The organism is Sphingobacterium sp. UBA7631 (assembly GCF_002483935.1).
GTDB classification, from domain to species: domain Bacteria; phylum Bacteroidota; class Bacteroidia; order Sphingobacteriales; family Sphingobacteriaceae; genus Sphingobacterium; species Sphingobacterium multivorum.
On record NZ_DLIX01000005.1, the window covers coordinates 62,404 to 83,705 of the forward strand.

Here is a 21,302-nt window from a genome sequence, read left to right on the forward strand (position 1 = left end):
ATAAGGAAACCTTAATCGCATATTCATTGAAAGGTATAAAATCAAATTCCCATACAATACAGTCTTTTTCTAAACGGCAACCCGTGCCTTGAATTATGATCAAAGGTTCTTAAAAGCTGAAACATTTGTTCCAGAGTACTTTTTGAAAAACCGGCTAAAATGGGCAGGACTTTCAAAACCGAGTTCGTATGCTATTTCCTTCGCTGACTTCTCGGTATAATGGAGGTACCTTTTAGCCTCAAGAATTATTCGGTTACGGATAAGAACAGATGGCGCTGACTGTTTCAACAGCCCAAATACATTGCTCAGTGTTTTTGGTGATTTGTTGAGTGCAGCGGCATAGAACCTGACTTCATGTTCCTCTTTAAAGTTACATTCCAGTAGCAATGCAAACTTTCTCACAATATCCATTTTTTCGTCGGGAAATAGCTGATAGCTTTCACTTTGGAGCTTTGCAATTCTTGTGGTATTGATAATAACTCTCTTAAGAAGGGTGCGCAGCATTTCACCCTGAAAATTATCTTTTACCATCATCTCATTGGAAAACACATTCTCCAGATGAGACATTTCTTCGACAGCAGTATCATTTAATACAATGAACATTGGATGTCGAATACCATAGAACAGAAAACCAACACAACCGACCTCAGCATCGTGGTCAACGATACAATAGAACTCCCTATTAAACTGCCAGGCAGTCAGCGCATCGGGCTGCTCAAATACAAAATGCTGATTGGAAACCAAAGGAAGTATACACCTTGCTGGCATCGTATAGCTAATCTCATCGATCGTCACTTTCTGTTCGCCGCCCTTGTTGTAGATAAATGTGTTGATAGGCAGAGAACCCGCATTACGAAGTCCCCTACCTGAAAACTGGTTGTTGTCACTATGCATCACAAACCGTGCAGCGGTCACGTTATCATTATACTCCCTAATCATGTTGTCGTTTACTTACAGCATTTCAATTCGCTTAAATTTAATCATTTTCTTAAGAGTCTACTATCCAAAAACTAGAAATTTAAAGGTCTTCTTTAATGCTGCTTGCAGCTGCAAGCAGCAGATTGGAGGACAATCTCTGTTTGAAATCGGGATTGATAAATTCAAAGTGTATGGTTCCCGTTTGATCGACTATAAAAACTGATGGCACTGGGAGCAATAACTCGCTGTCCTTACCTCCAGTTGTTTTCGGAAGCATCTCCCAATAGTCTTTTGGAGCTTTATATGCAATCCCCATTTGTTTCGACAGCGCAAGATCTGAATCCGATAAAAGTGTATAGCTTAATTTTTCTTTTGCTGCAGCTTCCATTAGTCCTTCAGATTCGTCTGTGCTTATGGCAATCAACTGATACCCCATTTCCTCCAATCCTGAAAAGGCCTCTTGTAAGCCCGAAAGTTGTCTGATACAATAAGGACACCAGCCACCGCGGTAGAAAACCAAAATGGTCGGTTTTTGGGAAATCGCCCTATTGAGATCAAATCGTTTACCGGAAACGTCAAACAATACGGCCATCGGTATTTTTTCTCCACACAATAGCGGGCTGATGTCTTCCGGATTTTGCGGAATATGATAAGGTGATTGCTTCATTTCGATTTTATGTATCACGCCGTCAGCTTTACTCATGCGAGAAGGCTCTTGCGCATTGGCTAGGCCTGCGATGCACGTCGTGAATAACAGCAACGCAATAAACGCAGCTAATTTTGTTTTTATATAATTTTTCATTTTACAACACATTTACTACTTATTAAACTGAATCTATACTTTTTCCCCATGGAAACTCAATCGATACTTTAGCCCCGCATGTAATAGGTTGCTGATTGTCCTGTCTCCAGTAAGGACAATAATATCCATGAGATTTTCGTACGTATAACCGGACTCAAAAATTAGTTGATTGTTACTTTTATCATGCTGGAAATTGATGGCAGTGTGGTGAACCCATTTGGATTAGGCACTTCTATAACAGGTTTACGTTCTGTCGCAGGAGTGCCGCCTAATCCTGCTTGCTCATTGCCGGCTCCGGGAAACTGATTAATCGCTGTCCCATTGTCAAACAATCCGATTGAATAGGATACATCTCCTTTTACTGTTGCATCAATTCCATTATCTTTTGTGGCGAAGAACCAATCGTTGGAAAGCCCATACATGCTTGCAATGGCAATTCGGTCTCCACTTGCTACACTTAACTGCTGCGAAACGCTACTTCCCGCCTGCGCTCCGATTTTAGGAAGTAATACAGTTGAGCTAGCAGCCGGAAGGATATAAACAGCTTTTACACCTGCGAGTGTTTTAAGATAAGTCGCCAGGCCTGATGCATCACCTTTTTGCGCTAAATCTTTCAGTCCTTTTCCAAGGTCATTTTCACCGGTTTTATATATCGGGTTTTCGATGCCTTTATACAACACCACCAAAACCGGAGATAATGGTGTAAAAATACCTGTTTGTGTATTGATATAATTTCCTAAAACGCTATTGTCTCCCATTTCCGCAATATTTGTCATGCCATTTGCACTTGGTTTTCCTGCCTCAAATAATGGATTAGAATTTATCAGCTTGCCTCCTGCGATATATGAAATCGCCCAAACTCCGGGACTGAAGGGAGTCGGATTGCTCGTATCGCCAGAGGTATTAGTGATTATAAGTGTAAAATTGGAATTCCCTTCATAATGAAGTGTTGCCTTCATTAAAGTAGAAGCTGCAGCATAAGTATTGCCCTGTGCATCGGTTCCATTTACTTCGCTAATAGCTTTTGGAGCAGTTTCTGTGGTTCCCGGGTGCATTACAGCTGCGCCTGGTTTCTGATTGATACGAGTACCATTATCCCATAATTTGATCTGTACCGAAACATCGCCCTCAACCGGAGTTCCATTGTCCTGATACAGCTTTATGCCAGGATCTTCTGGAGCAAAAAACAAATCATTCGACCAACCATACATCGTTGCAAAGCTAAGCGCTTGTCCTTTGGCTGCAGAAAACTTAATTGAAATTGCTTCACCAGGCATAATCACTGGCGAAGCACCATTGTTTTTAAAACGACCAGACTCGACCAATGGTTTCGAATCCAATACATTTTCTATCGTGATGGTCGTCTCCGACATCGATGGCATAGTATCATTTTTTTTGCAAGCGGTAATTAGCGAGGGGAATGCTGCTATAGCCCACAAAATTGAATGTTTATACTTCATAATGAATTCTTTTTAAATTACATTACAAATGTAAATTTCATCAGAGGAGCTGCAGGTATCTGGATTTCCCGCTGTGTTGCCGATATTTCCCGATGGAATAGTTTATAGGCAAGTAGGTGTTGGACTGTATTGATAGTACAAGAGGACTGATCCGCCAGAAAAAGGCTTTGTTTTTAATAATTTAAAAACTTTTCTATCGATTATATTTTCAAAAAGTGAAAGCCCCTGTCCTACAACAACTGGATAAATGCACAGCTGAAATTCGTCGATCAAATTGAGATTCAACAACTGTACAATTAAACTTCGACTCCCAACCAAAATATCCCTACCGGATTGCTGTTTCAATTTCAATAATTCATCTTTAAGTATACCATCGGCCAATTTTGCACTTGCCCAGTCTATATTTTTCAGGCTATTTGAAAAAACAACTTTTGGAATTTTATCGATAGCCAATGCAAAGTCATCCATTGATTTTTCACCTGAGGGACTTTTTACAAAAGGCCGCCAATATTCCATAAGCTGATAAGTAATCCTACCATACAAAATGACATCAGCGTTATTTAATAGATGCGTATAATGAAGATGTATTTCCTCATCGGGAATGCCTGCTGTATGATCACAAAACCCGTCAAGGGTCATATTGAATGCTGCAATTACTTTTCTCATATCCTTACGATAAGCTTCTTTTACACCATAAATCTAACATTTTATATATTGAAAAGACTTTGCATACGACAAGAAATAAAACTGATGTGCTATTTTACATTTTTCACCATCAAGATTATTATTTTAATTCTTATTTTCACAAGCGCAACAGGAAGCAAAATCCGTTACTCCTACTGTAGGATCAATGCTTTCGCAGGTGCAGTGGCGTCTGTTAGTGAAGTAGTAAAGAAATATACTTAGCAATGCTCAGACAGTTTCTGGATCTGAGATACACGTTTAGAAAAGAACATATGAAAAAAATCGTGTTATTAAATACCATGTTTATTCCATTAATCGGATGGGCTCAATTACAGCCAGTTTTTAAGCATAAAATAGATTCTATTTATGATAAAAATAAGGATGCAATCGGGATTATTGTTCATGTAGAAGCACCGAAACACAATATTTCCTGGAGTTATGCAAGAGGAGTAGCAGATACCAGCACGAACCAAGCGCTGGAAGACCAACAGCCTGTTTTGATTGCTAGCAACACAAAACCTTATGTTGCTGCAGCAATGCTAAGATTGGTAGAAAAAGGTGAATTTTCTATTGATCAACCGATTGCCAATTTATTATCAAAAAAAACACGTCACCTATTTGAAAGCGATGGCTATAATCTAGCGGGAATTACTATAAAGAACTTGCTGTCACATACTTCGGGAATTCAAGATTATGTAGATGAAGCTTATTTTGAATTCGTCAATCAGCATCCTAAATATAAATGGAAAAAAGACGAGCAGATCAAAAGATCCATCGATATCGGGAGCCCACAGCCTGTCGGGGAAAAGTTTAGTTACGCTGATATTAATTATTTGCTCCTCACCGAGATTATTGAGCAAAAAACGCATCTGCCATTTTATACAGCTATTCGAAATTTACTGAAATACAAAGAATTAAATCTTACAAAGACATGGTTTATAAACTTAGAGCATTATCCTGAAAGCACCTTGCCACTCGCCCATCAATACGCTAACAAATACAACTGGGACTCTTATGCTATTGATCCTTCCTGGGATCTGTACGGAGGCGGCGGAATCGCAGCAACAGCCAAAGAGACTTCCCTGTTTTTCCAATATCTATTTAACGGGAAAATCATTCAGGATAAAAAGCTTCTAGAAGCGATGCATACCTATGTTCTTTCGTCGGATAAATCTAAATACTGTTTGGGAATTTATCATTTTGACATGGGATTCAACGCCTACTATCATGGGGGTTGGTGGGGAACAGATGTGATCTATTCGCCGGAGTCTGATGCGACTATCACTGTCTTTACATTGCAAAAAGGATTTCAGCACGTCATCAATCCATTTATCGGAAAAGAATTTCAAAAGCTATTGATTGCAAAATCAGCAATAAAATAATAGTTGGTTTCGCTGCATTACTATGGAAAGCTTAAAATTCGATTGCCAAACCATGACCTAGCATCATACCAAGTAAACATTAGACAGTCAATCGCTTACGATATTGAACATAGTAGTATACAATTACGTTTAGCAAAACAATGAGAGCAGCCATTATAGCCGTTGTATACACCGGACTATTAACTAATTTATTAGCAGCTGAAATAGCTATTAAAGCCCATACGGCGACAAGTCCAAATACCGGCAAATGACGTTGCCAGATCATCAATAAGTGAATGATTAATGCAATTGCAACCATGATAATAGCCCATATGGTAGCTGACAATCCAAAACCACCCCAGCCTATCTTCGTCAGATAGGCTGCAATATTGGCAATCAAAGCGACAGAAATCCACCCTGCATAAAGTTGAAAAGGGATCTTAAGAAATATACGCTTGCTGCGTGCAGCATGAAACGCAATAGTTTGTGTATAGTAAATTATCTTTAATAGCGACACAAAAAGTAAGACCATCAATAAAATAGTTAAAAAGGTATAGTCATACAACCAGGTAATGACCCATAAACTATTTGCTAGACAAGAAATCAAGAACCACCATCCGACTTTTAAAACTACTTTATCTTTTTCATTTGTCTGTCTGACAAAAGGACCAAAATAAATTACAAATCCAAACAACCCCAAATAAATGAGACCCCATATGGAAAAGGCATATCCCGCAGGTGTAAATAGATTTTGATATTTAGCAGAAATTGTTGCCATGGTCTCCCCATTAAAAATCCCCGTATTGGATAGGTAATTAATGATCACAGTGATGACCAAAGCAACTCCATTGCTTATTTGATAAAATTTCTTCATTGTAAACTACTTCTTTCTTTTCGGTCACGTGAACTGCAATAGATTCGTTACCACTAATTATGAGTTTGATTAAATAATTTTTCTAAAACCTGATGACGGTAATCGAAGATTCGCTCCAACTTCCTTTTAACAAAAATTCCGTGCGCAATTGTGCCTAGAATCCCCAAAGGCAATTCATAATCAACCCTGTCTTTCATGAGTACCCCATTTTCGTTTGGGATAAATTCATGAAAATGACTCCAATAGGCATAAGGTCCCTTTAGTTGGAAATCAGTAAAACTTTTATTCTTTTCCACCTGCGTTATTTTGGTCTTCCACTTCAGCGGAAACCGAAGAATCGGAGATACCAAATAATCGATGATCATTCCTTCAAAAATTTCTTGTTGATCACAGTCTGAGGTGACTACAAAACCCATATCTTTTGGAGTAATTTCTGAAAGATTCATGGGTGACGAAAAAAATGCCCATGCGGTATCCATATCGCAGGTCAATTGCTGTTCTCTATATAATTTGTACCTCATCTGATTTGAGCTAACTTTATTGCTTGCCAATATAACAATATTAATGCAATTTAGTTTATTATTACACCATAAAACACCTTTACGAGGTACTGAATCGGTGTTATAAAGAATATTTTTACACAAATACATTATTTAAATTGAAGCTAGCTTTTAAAGCATACTTTTTATCAATGGCTATTTAGCAGCAATATCCTTTTCCAATGCTTTTACGAGCGCCTTTGTATAACTTTTAGAAAAATCTGCTAAGCTGGAAGGGTTGATCGTTTCAGACTGTACACTCCAAAGCAGTTGTTCGGAGCTAACATCATATAGATTGCTTTCCAGATAGTACATTTTATCCGTCGTGTAATAACCAGGATCGTATGCAATTGGGTACCAATGGGAGTAATAGCTCCAAAAATTACCATACCAACCAAATCTCGGATAAGGCATATAAGGCCCATTTCCCGGTACATATCGGGTCTCGCTGGCTTTGTCGATCAGGGTAACAGTGAAAATGGCATCTGCATTCAAACTGTGTACTGCTTTCATCACTAAATCTTTGTTTTGACTTTCATCTTTGGTAAACGTCCGTTTAAAAACGTCGCTGCTTTTAATAGCCTTGTAGCCATGCATGGAAGCTGCTTCTGCCAAATTGGATTCAATGACCTCCTTTGCTTTAGCGTGGTTTGTCATTGCAATAATGAATATTGTTTGGTATTGTTTGGGAGTAAGGTCTCTATTTTTATAGATATCTGTTATCCTTGTTGAAGTGCTACAAGCCAACAACAATAAGCTTGAGACAATTGCGATTAAAAATGACTTCGATTTCATATGTTTTAAAAATTAGTGTCGTTTAAATTGTTGAAGAGCGTCTTTTCCGAGGGATGGTAAAATTACACCAGTAAATAGAATTATAATGGACAGTTTAATAGCACATCCTATCTAACCTTTTGTTAAACAACACTTTTACAACAACATTTGTTTTCACAATTATTGATCGTAAATGAAATACTTTAATTTTTAATTGATATTATCAGAAAATCATCTTGACCATTTCAATCTGGTTGATTGTGTTGACCAGGCCTTGTCTTTGTAGAAATAGTTGCAAGTTTTTGGCTTTTTCATCAACGTTAGTAATTTGTACCTTTGCGCTGGACACAAACACTTTCAGCTCGGATAAAAGCTGTGTTGCAATACCTTTCCGCCTATGCTGCCGTGCTACCGCAATTTGGTAGATCCGCCTATTGGACGAATTGAACAAGATATATCCCACCAAATCGGAGCCAATAAATGCCCCCACCCCTTTAAGCTGAATTAATTCACTACGCTCACTTCTATTTTGCCAGCTGGGTTCAACATCCCAAAAAGACTGCAAAATATCCCAAGAAAAATCATGGATAGACTGTATACGGATAGGCTGTGTTCTGCCAGATAAAGCACCCATCTTTACATGAAGTTCTCCTCCAAAGCACAGTAATCTACGGCCTTTAACAAAACCATTTTTTTCATATACCCGAATAGCACGTCGATTACTTTCTATCACTTCCAATAGTAATTTTTTCACGCGATACTCTCTGAAATATGGCTGCATAAATCTGTACATTTCACCGACTAATCCGCTGTTCCGATAGGCGGGCAAAACACCTGTACCAGCGTTGTAGATCACTTTACTACCCTCAATTTCTCGCATGCCATGCATAATAAAAGCTACCAGTTGTATTCCGTCAAAAACACCAACTGACAAGTCCATTAAAATATCCTCGCCTCTGATCTTCGACTCCAATTGCAATGCGTCTAACTGAAATGGTACAATATAGTCGGCAAAAGCTCCATTAATTGCATTTAACAAGTCAGCACTATCTCCCGCTTTCAATTTCCGTATCTCCATCCCTTATTTTTTATGGACTATTAAATTTATTGATGCCTGAACAAAGAGCTCTCATGCTATCCTTTCCTAAATTTTTTCATTCGGACAAAATCTGATTTCTGTGATGCTTCAAATGCACCACATAGTCAAGCATCAAAAATTCGAGGCTATGGTCATTACAAGTCCTTTGAATCAATTTGTTCGCAATTACCTGCTTAAACAAAAACAACAATTGTTCGTTTACCGATCGCCATAAATTGCATAATTTCTCGGTCTCAGCATGTTGGTAACCTGCAGATGCACAATAGGCTACCTGATCATAGTATATTTTTGGATTTTCTTCAAATTGAGCTCTTATAAACCGTTGGTAATTAACAAAAGCGCTATCGACTAGATGACCCAGAATCTCCTTTTTGCTCCATTTATCTGGTTCTAATTTGCGATTAAAATCGTCATCATTTATTTCCAAAATTTGCGAAGAAAACTTCTGAATAATATGCTCAAATTCTTCCAATAATGTATTCATACCTAAATCTAGCTAGTATAACCTTAATGTCTTACCAATTTAATCCGATGCATCCACGCTGCTTTGTCCAAGGTTCTCATTATAATACGATTCTATTGTTCCGCAACCTTTATTGTATCATTCCACTATTGTACCATTCCACAGCTTTTGCTTCATGCTCTTTCAAAAATTCATCTTTCGCATTATTATAGTCGTTGCCATCTTTCCATTGCTGTAACACCAACTTTTCTTTGATTGCCTGATACTGATCTCTTACTTCGTCATGTGCACGCAGATAATCGCGAAAGGCTATATGGCGCAACCAGTGTTTTGATTGCAAGGGTATGCTATGGATATGTGCTACTCGTAACGAATGGTCATGCAATCGTGCTGGAATTTCATCGCCAGGTGCGATTTGCTCTGGTAATCCTAATACTTCAGGACGATCAATCAGGGCGATAAAAAAACGTCTATAAGGCATATCCTCGTTGTATTTTTCATAATATACATAGCACTTGTCCCGCAACAGGAGCGGAATGCGATCAAGATCGTTTTCTTCCTCTAAACCGATCAATATTTCAATGATTGGTTTGGCAGACAATCCCTCAACGGCCGTACTGCCTATGTGATCAACCCTCGACTTTATTGGTTTCAACAACGTAAAAAGTTCATGTTGAATACTGTCAAAATTCGCTTTCCATATCGGATTATAAGGTTCAAACGGTAAAATCATACGCTGTTGTCTTTGCCAATACAAGATAAATACACATCATTCGATCAAATACGCCTCGAATGACACCCTAAAAGTTAAAGTTAATAAATTTATCGTTTTCCGAGAGAGCCTATAATCCAGTTCTCTTTTTTCTAATGCATTTATCGGGCAAATCTCTTCGTTCCAACGACACAAAGAATAACAGCAACTGTTACGGCCAGCATGCCAACACCGACTTGTTCATGAAGAAGCCCGGCGGCTAAAGCCAGACCGAAAAAAGGCTGGAGTAACTGTAATTGTCCGATGGTCGCCGTGCCACCTTGGGCGAGTCCTTTATACCAAAAAACAAAGCCAATAAACATACTGAACATCGACACATAGGCTAAACTGGCCCAGGCCCCGATAGGCACAGTGTCAAAAGACGATGGAAGGTAGACAAAGGTAAGTGGCAACATCAACGGCAGCGACAAAACCAAGGCCCAGGAAATGACCTGCCAGCCCCCTAGCGTCTTGGTCAATTTTGCACCTTCAGCATAGCCCAAACCACAGAGAATGACCGATAAAATCATTAAAACGTCGCCTAAAGGTGAGGCTGTTAGTCCTTGTGCCAGCGCATAGCCGATCACCAGTAGACTCCCTAGAGCAGAGAACAGCCAAAAGATTGGCTTCGGACGCTCGCCACCGCGTATAATACCAAATACGGCTGTCGATACGGGCAAAATACCGATAAAAACGATGGAATGCGCGGACGTGATGTGCTGCAGAGCCAAAGCGCTCAGTAAGGGAAATCCAACGACACATCCTATTGCCACGATGCATAGCGACCCCAATTGCTTTCTTTCTGGACGTTTTTCCTTAAAAACCATCAATGTTATCAGTGCCAATATGCCTGCAATGGAAGCCCTTGCTAATGTAACAAATACAGGGTCAAAAGCTAAAACCGCCATGCGTGTTGCCGGCAACGAACCACTAAATAATACCACACCAATAAAACCATTTAACCAACCGCTTGTTGTATTTTCCTGTAATTTACTTATACTTAATTGCGCCATGTATCAATCTTTTACACAAAGTTCGTCCATTACAAGAATTAAGCACAGTCACAGTTTTTGATAATTCAATGGACACAGTTACCTTTAAAGACGAACACTAATCCTAATTTGATGAAAAAAGATTATTTGTATAATGAAATAGCAGACAATATTGCCAATAAGATTAAATCAGGCGTCTTAAAAGCTGGCGAAAAACTACCTTCGGTGAGGAAGCTAAGCGCTGAACACGGTATCAGTATAAATACCGCAAAAAGGGCATTTCTAGCGTTGGAAGAACGTTCTCTTATACAGTCCAAGCCCCAATCCGGCTACTTCGTTAGTCCTCCAAACTATTTGCAACTTCCGTTGGCGGCAGCCAGTCAACCTATTCCAATCGCCAACAACAGAGAACCGGATCAATTGATGAATAAGGTGTATTCAACCATGGGACGTCGCGACTTAACCTTATTTTCAATCGGTGTTCCTTCCGGAAGTCTCCTACCTACCGCAAAATTAAAAAAAGAAATCGTCCTCGCTACACGGGAGCTCAGCGATGGTGGCACAGCATATGAACCCTTGCAAGGCAATATAAAATTACGTCGTATGGTGGCCGTACGTTCATTGGCCTGGGGTGGAAATCTAAATGAAGATGATGTCGTTACCACCAACGGCTGTATGAATGCTTTAGTTTTGTGTCTGATGGCCTTAACCAAACCTGGAGATACACTGGCTCTGGAAAGCCCCTGCTATCCGGGTATCCTCCAACTTGCCGTCAGTCTAGGGCTTAAGTTGCTGGAAATAGCTACGGACCCCATCATAGGAATAGACATTGAAGCCCTCAAAAATCTGTTGCCCCAAATTAAAGTCTGTTTACTGGTCCCCAATTTTAACACCCCTTTGGGTTATTGCATGCCGGATGAGCATAAGAGGGAAATTGTGGCATTGTTGTCAAAACACCAAATTCCGCTAATCGAAGATGACACCTACAGCGACCTCCATTTTGGCACGCAACGCCCCAAATGTTGCAAATCTTTTGACCGGGATGGCAATGTCCTCTGGTGTGGATCCGTTTCAAAGACGTTGGCTCCAGGCTTCCGTGTCGGATGGGTTGCTCCTGGAAAATACAAAGAACAGATTATCAAACTAAAACTGATCCATTCCCTGTCATCTACGGCGATCATCAATGAGGCGGTTGGAAATTTTCTATTAACCGGAAAGTATGAAAACCACCTGCGTAAACTTCGTAGATCATTAACGGAAAACTACCAGCGCTACGCTGCCATCATTTCGGCCCATTTTCCGGAAGGCACTAAAATTAGCCGTCCACAGGGTGGACTTGCCCTATGGGTCGAGTTTCCAAAACACATCGATACAGGCAAGCTATATAACTATGCGCTTAAACTACAGATCAGCATTTCACCGGGGCGGATTTTCACCTTACAGGATCAATTTCACCATTGCATGCGTCTCTGTATTGGTTTACCCTGGAGCAATGAACTCGCTTTAAAATTAAAACAGCTCGGTAAACTTACAAAAGCACTCTAATACATAACATGATAAGAGCATAATACCAACGGTCGGGGCAATAAAACAACAGATCGGAGCCTATGATTACTTGAGTTCCAGCTCCAGCCTATGTTTACCAGCGTCCAATTGGACGACATCCCTACTGCTAATGCTAACATTATCCGGCGGATAAAATGTCGCCGTGGCATTTGCGGGTATTTGGATATCATAAACAATCTTTTTATCCTTTAACTTCCATTCGGAAACAATTTTACCGTAGGGTGAATCATAAGAAATAGAAGATTCTTTCAGTTCCTGGGGGAAGATGGGTTTTAAGAGCACATGTTTAAATCCAGGTTGTTTAGGATCTGGCAGAATCCCGCCGATAGATTTAAAAAACCAACCACCGATTTCGCCAAACATCATGTGGTTGTCTGAAATATCACGGGTTGCTTTTAAATCCCAGTTCTCCAACAATGTTGTTGCGCCATTTACAATCCACCATCCCCAAGACGGATAAGTATCTTGTACCGCAACCTTATAGGCTGTCGTTGCATAACCGTTATCTTTTAACGCATTCAATAATGCTTTTGCACCCAATACTCCTACATCTAAGTGAAAGTTGGTCTCTTCCACTTTCTTATTCAGGTTGGCTGCAACCCGGGCTTTCATTTCGTCAGGTACCACACCCCAATAGAGTGGAACACTCAGTTCAGTCTGTGTTCCATTGCTATAAATACCCTTGGAAGCATCTAAAAATTTAGCGTTGATGGCCGTCTTAATTTTTCTGCTCAGCAGTTCATATTTTTTTTGATCTGCTGTGTATCCAAACAATTTAGCCGTAGCAGCCAAGATGGTCGCATCCACATAAAAATAAACCGAGGAGGTCAACTCCAGATTCGACTGTGACTTCACTGGCACCCAGTCTCCACGCCCAAAAGTGGTCAACCCAGATGGGCTGATTCCGTCGACATAATCGACATAGCGTTTGATATTAAGATAGCATTCTTCTAATGCACGTGGGTCTCCATAAAACTGATAGATCTGCCAGGGAATGATGGCAATGGTACTTGTCCAATCCAAACCATTCGCTGTACCATAACCCCATCCCCCAGTTGGAATAATATCGGGTAAGACACCGTTCTCCTGTTGCTCATCACGATGATCCGCCATCCATTTTTCATAAACTGTTATCCCGTCAAAATTGTACAAAGCTGTTTCAATCGCAAGGTGCCCATCCCCTGTCCAACCGTTCTTTTCGCGCTGCGGACAGTCTGTCGGATAGCCCATCAAATTGGACAAGTAGGCATTGTTGGTCGCTTCCCATAGTTTGTTGACCAACGCTGATGACGTCTTGAGCTGTCCAATGGCGGGCACATCACTATGCATAAAATAAGCGGTCACAGCCGAACTATCCAATGCAATTGCCGCACTACTACTAATTTCGACGTAACGAAATCCTTTGTAACCGAACTTTGCCATAAACTCATCATTACGACCGCTTAAGGTAAGAATGTCCGTTTGAAAGGGCTCCTTTTCCTTATCGCCCCGATAATAAACATCAATATTGGACAGGTCAAGACGCCCATCTGCCGACAATCGTTCACCGTGCTTGATACGTAGCATAGTCCCTGCAGCTCCTTTGACTTTAACTTTTGTAATCCCAGCCATATTTTGGCCCATATCGAAAACATAAGTACGTTGGTCTATCTTTGTCACTGATTTGGGCTTATAGGACTTCACGAGCCGAATCGGTACCATCTGTTGGGAAACGATATGTGCAGATGGCGCATTTCTATACTGAACAACCTGCCAAGTTGAATCATCATATTTAGGTTTGTCCCAGTTGGGTATTTCCAGTCTTGCATCATAATGCTCACCAGTGTAAATATTATTATAAGTAATTGGTCCCGAAGCTGTTTTCCACTGCTTATCTGAAACAATAGTTTCTACTGTACCATCTGTATAAACGATTTTCAGCTCTAAACAGAATGTTGGTCGGGCCCGCCACGGTGCTTTATCAAAGTTCCAAACCGCCAGTGGTTGGTGATTATACCAGCCATTCCCCAAAACAACGCCAATAGCGTTCTCTCCTTGTTGGAGCTGCTGGGTTACGTCCGTCACGACATATAATGTACGCCGGTCGAATCGAGTATACATTGGATCCAGGCGATGGTCTCCTACGCGTTGACCATTCATGGAAAGTTCATATAGCCCTGCTGTGGCAATATACGCGCGTGCAGACTTTATCGGCTTATTTATCTTAAATTCTGTTCTAAAATAAGGCGTTTCTCGCGCATGAATATCCTTATTGTCGCTAATCCATTTTCCTTTCCAAAGGTCCATTCCCATCATTCCAGTTTCGAACGATGCTATTTTAGAACTTGTTGATATACCATCCTTATCCCATACTTTAACCTTCCAGAAATACGTGGTCTGTGGCTTTAACTGTGCGCCGTTATAGGTCACTAACATGGACGAGCTGAGCTGTTTGCCACTATCCCAGCTATTTTTCGTCTCCTTCAGTAGTGCCAGCGAATCTTGCCCTAAAAGGATCTGATAAGCCTGTTGTACCGCACCATTACGTTGGTCCTCAAGTCGCCAGCTAAGTCTCGGCTGGGTTGCATCGATACCCAATGGATTGACCAGACGTTCGCATGTCAACTGTACCGCGATGCAGTTGCTTTTAGGTTGGGCATAAGTGCTGTTCGTTATACACAACAGTATTGTCAATAAAATCCTACGCATGAAAAGATACTATTCTTGGTGGTTGTTAAATTGTTTTAGCTGATTTAAAAATCTAATATATCAAATATTTTCCACATGGTGACCTGTACTTTCCTGCACGATATACCTCAGGCAGCAAAATAAATTCTTGCAACTTTCATAAAAATAACCTTATATTAGTCGCAACTTTAGGGGTGTCTGCTCATGCAGGCTGAGATTTTACCCTTAGAACCTGATCCGGATCATACTGGCGTAGGGAAAAGTGAGCTGTCTACAAGGTGCATTGCTGCGCCTTTGTGTAGCCATTCCTAAAGTTTTACCAAAAAAAATTAAGGAATGGAACTTACAATAAACCATCAAATTCGATTTTTCGATCCCGCACTTACTTCACTAGAAGGCTTGTTACTTTTGGAATTATCTGGCAAAACCCAGGGTGTGGCTGTAGCCATCAACAACCAAGTCATCCCCAAAAAGGACTGGGCTACGACAACACTTAAACCTTTTGATCAGATTATCTTAATCACTGCATCTCAAGGCGGCTAGCCTTTCAAAAAAAATCAACCGAGTAATTCACCACAGTACAGAAAAAATGACAGCTGACACAATTACGCAATCCCCCTTTCCAAATGCAAAGAAAATTTTTGTAGCCGGAAAACTATTTCCTATTCAAGTCGCTATGCGTCAAATCTCCTTGAGCCCAACCAAATTAACGAATGGACAGATCGAAATTAATCCACCGGTAACAATCTATGATACTTCTGGGCCTTATACAGATGACACCATCCATATCGATATCCGCAAAGGACTCCCTCGCCTTCGCGAGCAGTGGATCTTGGATCGTCAGGATGTCATACAGTTGGCTGGCATCAGCTCTGAATATGGACAAAAACGACTTTCTGATCCAACGTTGGACGAACTCCGATTTGCCTATAGCCACAAACCGAAAGTAGCCTCTGCCGGCAAGAATGTCACCCAATTACATTATGCAAAGCAAGGCATCATTACCCCGGAAATGGAGTATGTTGCTATCCGGGAAAACCAACGTATTGAGCAGTTGGAAGCCAGTACCCCTGGAATGGATCATCAGCATCGGGGGCAAAACTTTGGTGCGAGAACACATGATAAAGCTATTACACCAGAATTTGTCCGTGAAGAAATCGCCGCCGGAAGAGCGATCATACCCAATAATATTAATCACCCTGAAAGTGAACCCATGATTATCGGACGCAACTTTCTTGTTAAAATCAATGCCAATATTGGCAATAGCGCCGTAAGTTCAAGCATAGAGGAAGAAGTTGAGAAAGCGGTATGGGCCTGTCGTTGGGGGGCTGATACCATCATGGATCTATCCACTGGCAAAAATATTCACGAAACCCGCGAATGGATTATCCGTAACTCGCCAGTCCCAATCGGTACAGTACCGATCTATCAGGCGCTCGAAAAAGTAAAGGGGGTGGCCGAGGATCTTACCTGGGAAATATTCAAAGATACCTTGATTGAACAGGCCGAACAGGGTGTTTCGTACTTTACCATACACGCCGGCGTATTGCTTCGTTATATCCATCTCACGGCATCCCGAGTTACTGGAATTGTCTCCAGAGGCGGCTCTATCATGGCCAAATGGTGTCTTTTTCATCACAAAGAAAATTTTCTCTATACCCATTTTGAGGAAATATGCGAAATTATGAAACAATATGATGTGGCCTTTTCACTTGGCGACGGTCTTCGCCCCGGAGCTATTGCAGATGCAAACGATGCAGCTCAATTTGCGGAGCTCGAAACCCTGGGCGAACTCACCAAAATCGCCTGGAAACATGATGTTCAGGTGATGATCGAAGGGCCAGGACATGTTCCTATGCAATTGATCAAAGAGAATATGGACAAGCAATTGGCCTGTTGTGACGAAGCGCCATTTTATACCTTAGGTCCCTTAACAACAGATATTGCTCCAGGCTATGACCATATCACATCCGCCATTGGAGCGGCTATGATCGGTTGGTATGGCTGTGCAATGCTTTGCTATGTTACCCCAAAAGAACACCTGGGTCTACCAAATAAAAAAGATGTCAAAGATGGTGTAATCACCTATAAACTAGCTGCCCATGCGGCCGATTTAGCCAAAGGACACCCTGGTGCACAATATCGTGATAACGCCTTGAGTAAAGCCAGATTCGAATTCAGATGGGAAGATCAATTCAACCTTTCCCTTGATCCAGATACCGCACGGGAATATCATGACGAAACATTGCCGGCAGATGCGGCTAAAGTTGCGCACTTCTGCTCCATGTGCGGTCCCAAATTTTGCTCGATGAAAATAACGCAGGAAATCAGGGATAGTGCCGCCCAGGGGATGCTGGAAAAATCACAGGAATTCATCGCACAAGGAAAAGAGATCTATTCATGATTATTGCATTGACAGCAGCAGAAACAATCCGTTCTGAACAGGCGATTATAGCAGCGTTGTTTAAAGAAGGTCTTGATATTCTGCATTTGCGTAAGTATCATTTTACAGACTTACAAATGTCGCGATATATAGAAACTATAGCTCCTATATACCGCGACAGATTGGTTCTACACTCACATGCGCATCTATCGGCTGAGCTTGGGATTGCACGAATCCACCTGAACGATAAAAGTAGACTGCATGGATCTGCAAATCAACTGGGACCTACAACAATCTGTTCAACATCTGTGCATGATATTGATCAATTCAATAGCCTTGATGAACGTTGGGCCTATGCTTTTTTCAGTCCATTATTTCCGAGCATCTCAAAAGTGGGGTATGGAACGCATAATGCAAGACTAGGTCAACTCCCGTCACGCGCCAACTTTGCTGTTCGTCTCATCGGTCTTGGAGGGATAAACCAAGACAACTGTCTTATTCCGATGCAGCAAGGTGCAGATGGGATTGCCTTATATGGCACTTTATGGAAACATCGGGATCCTATTCAAAATTTTATTGCATGCAAACAAAAACTATGGAAAGACTCCAATATATCTCACAAGGTAAAACTATAAGGGAACAAAAAAACAACATGCTGAAAGCGCTGGATGCGGGGGCCAAATGGATACAGATCCGATGGAAGGAAGCCGAGGAAAAAGATCTTTATGCGCTCGCCGAAGAGATCAGGCAGGCTTGTTCCGAATTTGGTGCCAGCTGTATCATCAATGACCATCCTTCGCTTGCAGCGGCTGTAGACGCTGATGGGGTGCACTTGGGACTGGACGACTGCAGTGTAGCAGCTGCCCGGCACCTATTGGGTGCAGGAAAAATAATCGGCGGTACAGCCAATAGCTTTGCCAATGTAAAGCAAAGAATGAGTGAACATTGTGACTATATCGGGCTCGGGCCATTCAACTATACCACGACAAAACAAAAACTAAGTCCCCTACTGGGGATTGCAGGATATGAAAACATCATCCAACAAGTCCGCCGAGAAGGCCTAACCCCTATTCCAATATTCGCAATTGGCGGTATAAGCCAACTTGAAGATATCCAACATCTATTAGAAATTGGCGTCTACGGTGTAGCACTCTCGGGAATCGTAACCAAGACTCCAAACATTGTTTCATCCATCAATAAAATTTTACTATGAGCAACCTACATATAGCCGATCGCGTATTTGAATCCAGATTATTTCTCGGTACGGGCAAATTCGGTAATCTCACGGAAATGAGCGCTGCCATTGTGGCTTCGGCTTCCCAATTGGTCACCGTCGCCCTCAAACGAATCGACCAGACCGGCTCAGACGACAGTCTCATCAGTGCGCTCGATCTGGCGGCAATCCATTTGCTTCCCAATACTTCGGGAGCACGAACAGCTGAAGAAGCAGTACTTGCGGCTCAACTTGCTCGCGAAGCACTGGAAACAAACTGGGTGAAATTGGAAATTCATCCCGACCCACGTTATCTGCTGCCCGATCCTATTGAAACCTTACGCGCAACCGAATCACTTGCTAAATTGGGTTTCGTCGTCATGCCCTATATTCACGCAGACCCGGTACTTTGTAAACGTTTAGAAAATGCAGGCACAGCTGTCGTTATGCCTTTAGGTGCCCCTATTGGAAGCAATAAAGGGCTGCGTACCTTGGACTTTCTCGAAATTATTATTGAGGAAAGTAATGTCCCAGTGGTCGTAGACGCTGGAATCGGAGCGCCTTCCGATGCCGCTAAAGCCATGGAAATCGGAGCTGATGCGGTGCTTGTCAATACGGCAATTGCAGTCTCTAATAATCCGATACGTATGGCCGAAGCTTTCAGAGAGGCCGTTATCGCTGGACGGAAAGCTTATGAGGCCGGATTGGGAAAGATAGGCTCCCACGCAATCGCTTCGAGCCCCCTAACTTCATTTTTATTTGACTGATAATTCACTATGACAGATTTCAAAATGATACGCGATGAATACTCCTGGGATGAGGTCCATGCACAGATTTATGACGCTACCGATCAGGATGTACAACATGCGTTAGAAAAAGACCATTTAACAATCGCTGACTTTAGAGCGCTCATCTCACCGGCTGCAGCACCATATCTGGAGCAAATGGCACAAAAAACCCAACAAATCACGCAACGTCGTTTCGGTAAAACCATACAGCTCTATGCCCCGCTTTACCTGAGCAATGAGTGCCAAAACATCTGTACATATTGCGGTTTTAGCATGGACAATAAAATCAAACGCAAAACGCTGAGCAACACCGAACTATTACTAGAGGCAATGGCACTCAAAGCCATGGGAATCAACCACATTTTACTGGTCAGCGGAGAAGCCAACAAAACTGTCGAGATCACTTATTTCCTAAATGCTATTCGGCTTTTAAAACCTCATTTTTCACAGATATCCATTGAAGTGCAGCCACTGGAAGAATCCGAGTACCGATTACTGCAGGCAGCCGGAGTCTATGCAATATTGGTCTATCAGGAAACCTACCATCGCGAAGTTTACAAACAATATCATCCGAAAGGAAAAAAGTCCAATTTTGACTATCGTTTGGATACGCCTGACCGTATAGGCCGGGCGGGAATCCATAAAATCGGACTGGGCGTATTACTTGGGCTGGAGGACTGGCGGGTGGACAGCTTTTTCACCGCGGCACACATCGCCTATTTACAAAAACGATATTGGCAAACACGCTATTCGATTTCCTTTCCACGCCTGCGACCAGCCGCAGGTTCTGTTGAGCCAAATTTTCATTTGGCAGACCGCGATCTACTGCAGTTGATCTGTGCATACCGCCTGTGGAATGAAAATTTAGAAATCTCCATTTCGACCCGAGAGAACGAAACCTTCAGGGATCATATCATACCTATTGGCGTAACGACCATGAGTGCCGCTTCGAAAACCAATCCGGGAGGCTATGTTGTTGATCCGCAAGCTTTGGAACAATTTGAAGTAAGTGATGAAAGAGATATGGAAACAATAAAAAATCAAATCCGAAAGATGGGCTATTCTCCAGTGATGAAAGACTGGGAGAGCAATTATGCGGGTATAGTACGTTAAATACATGAAAAATAACATTTTTGATCGCTATAGCAGACAGATTTTTATTGAAGAGATCGGCGTTGCCGGACAACGGAAGATTATGGATGCCAAGGTATTGGTCGTCGGTGCGGGCGGACTCGGGAGCCCTGTCGTTCAATATTTAGCCGCGGCTGGTATAGGCAAACTTGGCCTGGTTGATTTTGACAGGGTTGAAATCCACAATCTAAATAGACAGATCATTCATTCCGAAGATAATATACACCAGGCAAAAACAGAAAGTGCCACAGCCTATATACGGCAACACAATAGTACAATTGATTTTGAGCCCTTTCAGGTAAAAATAGATGCAGACAACGCGCTAGCATTGCTCGCTCCCTATCATATCATTGTCGATTGCTGTGATAACTTTACAACACGCTACCTGCTTAATCATACGTGCCTACAACTCGATAAACCTTTGGTGTACGGTAGCATCTATGGTTTTGAAGGACAGCTGGCTGTCTTTAACTATCAGGGTAGTAAAAACCTATTGGATATCTTTCCAACGCCCCCCGATCCGGAACAGGTTCCAAATTGCGATAAAAATGGGGTGCTGGGTCCTTTACCCGGTATTATCGGCAGTATGATGGCCATGCAGGTGCTTAAAATAATAACCGGATTACCCGTAGACAGCAACCAGTTAACGGTTGTTGACACATTCCATTGGCGTTTTTCGAAACTCTCCTTCTAAGGATTATTTCGGAAGGCGTTCCGCAAAAAGAGATAGAACGCTTTAAAAGAGCTCAAAAATTTATTTTAAAACAAAAGCAGACAAACAAAATTTGCTAATTTTAGTTTATATATTAGCAAGCTTAAATGTCAACTTTACGATCT

Annotated in this window: 21 protein-coding genes and 1 riboswitch; of the genes, 9 read left to right on the forward strand and 12 right to left on the reverse strand. The window is 41.6% G+C overall.

What is annotated here, in order from left to right:
* Positions 1–99: 99 nt before the first annotated feature.
* From B3P16_RS08710 to B3P16_RS08725, 4 genes are all read right to left on the reverse strand, one after another.
* Positions 100–939, reverse strand: a complete 840-nt coding sequence (locus tag B3P16_RS08710; RefSeq protein ID WP_112376251.1) for an AraC family transcriptional regulator — start codon at positions 937–939, stop codon at positions 100–102.
* Between the two features lie 79 nt (positions 940–1,018).
* Positions 1,019–1,720, reverse strand: coding sequence for a peroxiredoxin-like family protein (locus B3P16_RS08715; RefSeq protein ID WP_286753936.1), 702 nt, complete (start codon positions 1,718–1,720; stop codon positions 1,019–1,021).
* Positions 1,721–1,881: 161 nt separating this feature from the next.
* Positions 1,882–3,180, reverse strand: coding sequence for a spondin domain-containing protein (locus tag B3P16_RS08720; RefSeq protein WP_286842426.1), 1,299 nt, complete (start codon positions 3,178–3,180; stop codon positions 1,882–1,884).
* 102 nt (positions 3,181–3,282) lie between these two features.
* A complete protein-coding gene (locus B3P16_RS08725; RefSeq protein ID WP_286842428.1) occupies positions 3,283–3,846 on the reverse strand; it encodes a dihydrofolate reductase family protein in 564 nt (187 codons plus the stop codon).
* Between the two features lie 290 nt (positions 3,847–4,136).
* Between B3P16_RS08725 and B3P16_RS08730 the strand changes: the two genes are divergently transcribed.
* Positions 4,137–5,246 carry a serine hydrolase domain-containing protein gene (locus tag B3P16_RS08730; protein ID WP_286842430.1) on the forward strand — a complete coding sequence of 370 codons (1,110 nt, stop codon included), beginning with the start codon at positions 4,137–4,139 and terminating at the stop codon, positions 5,244–5,246.
* A 79-nt stretch (positions 5,247–5,325) separates the two neighbouring features.
* Here the strand turns inward: B3P16_RS08730 and B3P16_RS08735 are convergent, their stop codons facing one another.
* The 7 genes from B3P16_RS08735 to B3P16_RS08765 all read right to left on the reverse strand — a co-directional run bounded on the left by B3P16_RS08735 (position 5,326) and on the right by B3P16_RS08765 (position 10,738).
* Complete coding sequence (locus B3P16_RS08735) at positions 5,326–6,099, reverse strand: hypothetical protein (protein WP_286842431.1); 774 nt, start codon at positions 6,097–6,099, stop codon at positions 5,326–5,328.
* A gap of 53 nt (positions 6,100–6,152) precedes the next feature.
* Complete coding sequence (locus tag B3P16_RS08740) at positions 6,153–6,620, reverse strand: SRPBCC family protein (RefSeq protein WP_286842433.1); 468 nt, start codon at positions 6,618–6,620, stop codon at positions 6,153–6,155.
* A 174-nt stretch (positions 6,621–6,794) separates the two neighbouring features.
* Positions 6,795–7,433: a hypothetical protein gene (locus B3P16_RS08745; RefSeq protein WP_070570550.1), complete on the reverse strand. Its 639-nt coding sequence runs from the start codon at positions 7,431–7,433 to the stop codon at positions 6,795–6,797.
* Positions 7,434–7,635: 202 nt separating this feature from the next.
* On the reverse strand, positions 7,636–8,490 hold the full coding sequence (locus tag B3P16_RS08750) for a GNAT family N-acetyltransferase (RefSeq protein ID WP_286842436.1): 855 nt from the start codon (positions 8,488–8,490) through the stop codon (positions 7,636–7,638).
* A 76-nt stretch (positions 8,491–8,566) separates the two neighbouring features.
* Complete coding sequence (locus B3P16_RS08755) at positions 8,567–8,995, reverse strand: DinB family protein (RefSeq protein ID WP_046672965.1); 429 nt, start codon at positions 8,993–8,995, stop codon at positions 8,567–8,569.
* Between the two features lie 109 nt (positions 8,996–9,104).
* A complete protein-coding gene (locus tag B3P16_RS08760; RefSeq protein ID WP_286842438.1) occupies positions 9,105–9,707 on the reverse strand; it encodes a GrpB family protein in 603 nt (200 codons plus the stop codon).
* Between the two features lie 140 nt (positions 9,708–9,847).
* Positions 9,848–10,738, reverse strand: coding sequence for a DMT family transporter (locus B3P16_RS08765; RefSeq protein WP_286726792.1), 891 nt, complete (start codon positions 10,736–10,738; stop codon positions 9,848–9,850).
* 111 nt (positions 10,739–10,849) lie between these two features.
* On the opposite strand from B3P16_RS08765, the gene B3P16_RS08770 reads away from it, so the two are divergent.
* Complete coding sequence (locus B3P16_RS08770) at positions 10,850–12,262, forward strand: PLP-dependent aminotransferase family protein (RefSeq protein WP_286842439.1); 1,413 nt, start codon at positions 10,850–10,852, stop codon at positions 12,260–12,262.
* A 66-nt stretch (positions 12,263–12,328) separates the two neighbouring features.
* Here B3P16_RS08770 and B3P16_RS08775 read toward each other — a convergent pair whose 3' ends face one another.
* Positions 12,329–14,971 (reverse strand): alpha-L-rhamnosidase, encoded by a 2,643-nt coding sequence (locus tag B3P16_RS08775; RefSeq protein WP_286842441.1) that lies wholly within the window; start codon positions 14,969–14,971, stop codon positions 12,329–12,331.
* A 159-nt stretch (positions 14,972–15,130) separates the two neighbouring features.
* Positions 15,131–15,226, forward strand: a riboswitch (TPP riboswitch).
* 60 nt (positions 15,227–15,286) lie between these two features.
* Between B3P16_RS08775 and thiS the strand changes: the two genes are divergently transcribed.
* The 7 genes from thiS to B3P16_RS08810 are packed head-to-tail and all read left to right on the forward strand — an operon-like array spanning position 15,287 to position 21,159.
* Positions 15,287–15,493, forward strand: a complete 207-nt coding sequence (gene thiS / locus B3P16_RS08780) for a sulfur carrier protein ThiS (RefSeq protein ID WP_286842442.1) — start codon at positions 15,287–15,289, stop codon at positions 15,491–15,493.
* Positions 15,494–15,539: 46 nt separating this feature from the next.
* Positions 15,540–17,354 carry a phosphomethylpyrimidine synthase ThiC gene (gene thiC, locus B3P16_RS08785; RefSeq protein ID WP_286842444.1) on the forward strand — a complete coding sequence of 605 codons (1,815 nt, stop codon included), beginning with the start codon at positions 15,540–15,542 and terminating at the stop codon, positions 17,352–17,354.
* The gene (locus B3P16_RS08790; RefSeq protein WP_286842447.1) at positions 17,351–17,968 is read left to right on the forward strand and encodes a thiamine phosphate synthase; all 618 of its coding nucleotides are present in this window, start codon (positions 17,351–17,353) and stop codon (positions 17,966–17,968) included. The genes thiC and B3P16_RS08790 overlap by 4 nt, the downstream gene beginning before the upstream one ends.
* Positions 17,929–18,546: a thiamine phosphate synthase gene (gene thiE, locus B3P16_RS08795; protein WP_286842450.1), complete on the forward strand. Its 618-nt coding sequence runs from the start codon at positions 17,929–17,931 to the stop codon at positions 18,544–18,546. The genes B3P16_RS08790 and thiE overlap by 40 nt, the downstream gene beginning before the upstream one ends.
* The gene (locus B3P16_RS08800; protein ID WP_286842453.1) at positions 18,543–19,313 is read left to right on the forward strand and encodes a thiazole synthase; all 771 of its coding nucleotides are present in this window, start codon (positions 18,543–18,545) and stop codon (positions 19,311–19,313) included. Before thiE ends, B3P16_RS08800 begins: the two co-directional genes overlap by 4 nt.
* 9 nt (positions 19,314–19,322) lie before the next feature.
* The gene (gene thiH / locus B3P16_RS08805) at positions 19,323–20,447 is read left to right on the forward strand and encodes a 2-iminoacetate synthase ThiH (RefSeq protein WP_286842456.1); all 1,125 of its coding nucleotides are present in this window, start codon (positions 19,323–19,325) and stop codon (positions 20,445–20,447) included.
* A 4-nt stretch (positions 20,448–20,451) separates the two neighbouring features.
* The gene (locus B3P16_RS08810) at positions 20,452–21,159 is read left to right on the forward strand and encodes a HesA/MoeB/ThiF family protein (RefSeq protein WP_046672955.1); all 708 of its coding nucleotides are present in this window, start codon (positions 20,452–20,454) and stop codon (positions 21,157–21,159) included.
* The last annotated feature ends 143 nt before the right edge of the window (positions 21,160–21,302 follow it).

Excerpts from the sequence above, each read along its gene's own strand:
- B3P16_RS08715 (WP_286753936.1), bottom strand. The coding sequence starts at position 1,720 with ATGAAAAATTATATAAAAACAAAATTAGCTGCGTTTATTGCGTTGCTG.
- B3P16_RS08725 (WP_286842428.1), bottom strand. The coding sequence starts at position 3,846 with ATGAGAAAAGTAATTGCAGCATTCAATATGACCCTTGACGGGTTTTGT.
- B3P16_RS08800 (WP_286842453.1), top strand. The coding sequence starts at position 18,543 with ATGAGCAACCTACATATAGCCGATCGCGTATTTGAATCCAGATTATTT.
- B3P16_RS08765 (WP_286726792.1), bottom strand. The coding sequence starts at position 10,738 with ATGGCGCAATTAAGTATAAGTAAATTACAGGAAAATACAACAAGCGGT.
- B3P16_RS08735 (WP_286842431.1), bottom strand. The coding sequence starts at position 6,099 with ATGAAGAAATTTTATCAAATAAGCAATGGAGTTGCTTTGGTCATCACT.
- B3P16_RS08720 (WP_286842426.1), bottom strand. The coding sequence starts at position 3,180 with ATGAAGTATAAACATTCAATTTTGTGGGCTATAGCAGCATTCCCCTCG.
- thiC (WP_286842444.1), top strand. The coding sequence starts at position 15,540 with ATGACAGCTGACACAATTACGCAATCCCCCTTTCCAAATGCAAAGAAA.
- B3P16_RS08755 (WP_046672965.1), bottom strand. The coding sequence starts at position 8,995 with ATGAATACATTATTGGAAGAATTTGAGCATATTATTCAGAAGTTTTCT.
- B3P16_RS08760 (WP_286842438.1), bottom strand. The coding sequence starts at position 9,707 with ATGATTTTACCGTTTGAACCTTATAATCCGATATGGAAAGCGAATTTT.
- B3P16_RS08740 (WP_286842433.1), bottom strand. The coding sequence starts at position 6,620 with ATGAGGTACAAATTATATAGAGAACAGCAATTGACCTGCGATATGGAT.
- B3P16_RS08710 (WP_112376251.1), bottom strand. The coding sequence starts at position 939 with ATGATTAGGGAGTATAATGATAACGTGACCGCTGCACGGTTTGTGATG.
- B3P16_RS08775 (WP_286842441.1), bottom strand. The coding sequence starts at position 14,971 with ATGCGTAGGATTTTATTGACAATACTGTTGTGTATAACGAACAGCACT.
- B3P16_RS08745 (WP_070570550.1), bottom strand. The coding sequence starts at position 7,433 with ATGAAATCGAAGTCATTTTTAATCGCAATTGTCTCAAGCTTATTGTTG.
- B3P16_RS08770 (WP_286842439.1), top strand. The coding sequence starts at position 10,850 with ATGAAAAAAGATTATTTGTATAATGAAATAGCAGACAATATTGCCAAT.
- B3P16_RS08790 (WP_286842447.1), top strand. The coding sequence starts at position 17,351 with ATGATTATTGCATTGACAGCAGCAGAAACAATCCGTTCTGAACAGGCG.
- B3P16_RS08750 (WP_286842436.1), bottom strand. The coding sequence starts at position 8,490 with ATGGAGATACGGAAATTGAAAGCGGGAGATAGTGCTGACTTGTTAAAT.
- thiH (WP_286842456.1), top strand. The coding sequence starts at position 19,323 with ATGACAGATTTCAAAATGATACGCGATGAATACTCCTGGGATGAGGTC.
- thiE (WP_286842450.1), top strand. The coding sequence starts at position 17,929 with ATGGAAAGACTCCAATATATCTCACAAGGTAAAACTATAAGGGAACAA.
- B3P16_RS08730 (WP_286842430.1), top strand. The coding sequence starts at position 4,137 with ATGAAAAAAATCGTGTTATTAAATACCATGTTTATTCCATTAATCGGA.
- thiS (WP_286842442.1), top strand. The coding sequence starts at position 15,287 with ATGGAACTTACAATAAACCATCAAATTCGATTTTTCGATCCCGCACTT.
- B3P16_RS08810 (WP_046672955.1), top strand. The coding sequence starts at position 20,452 with ATGAAAAATAACATTTTTGATCGCTATAGCAGACAGATTTTTATTGAA.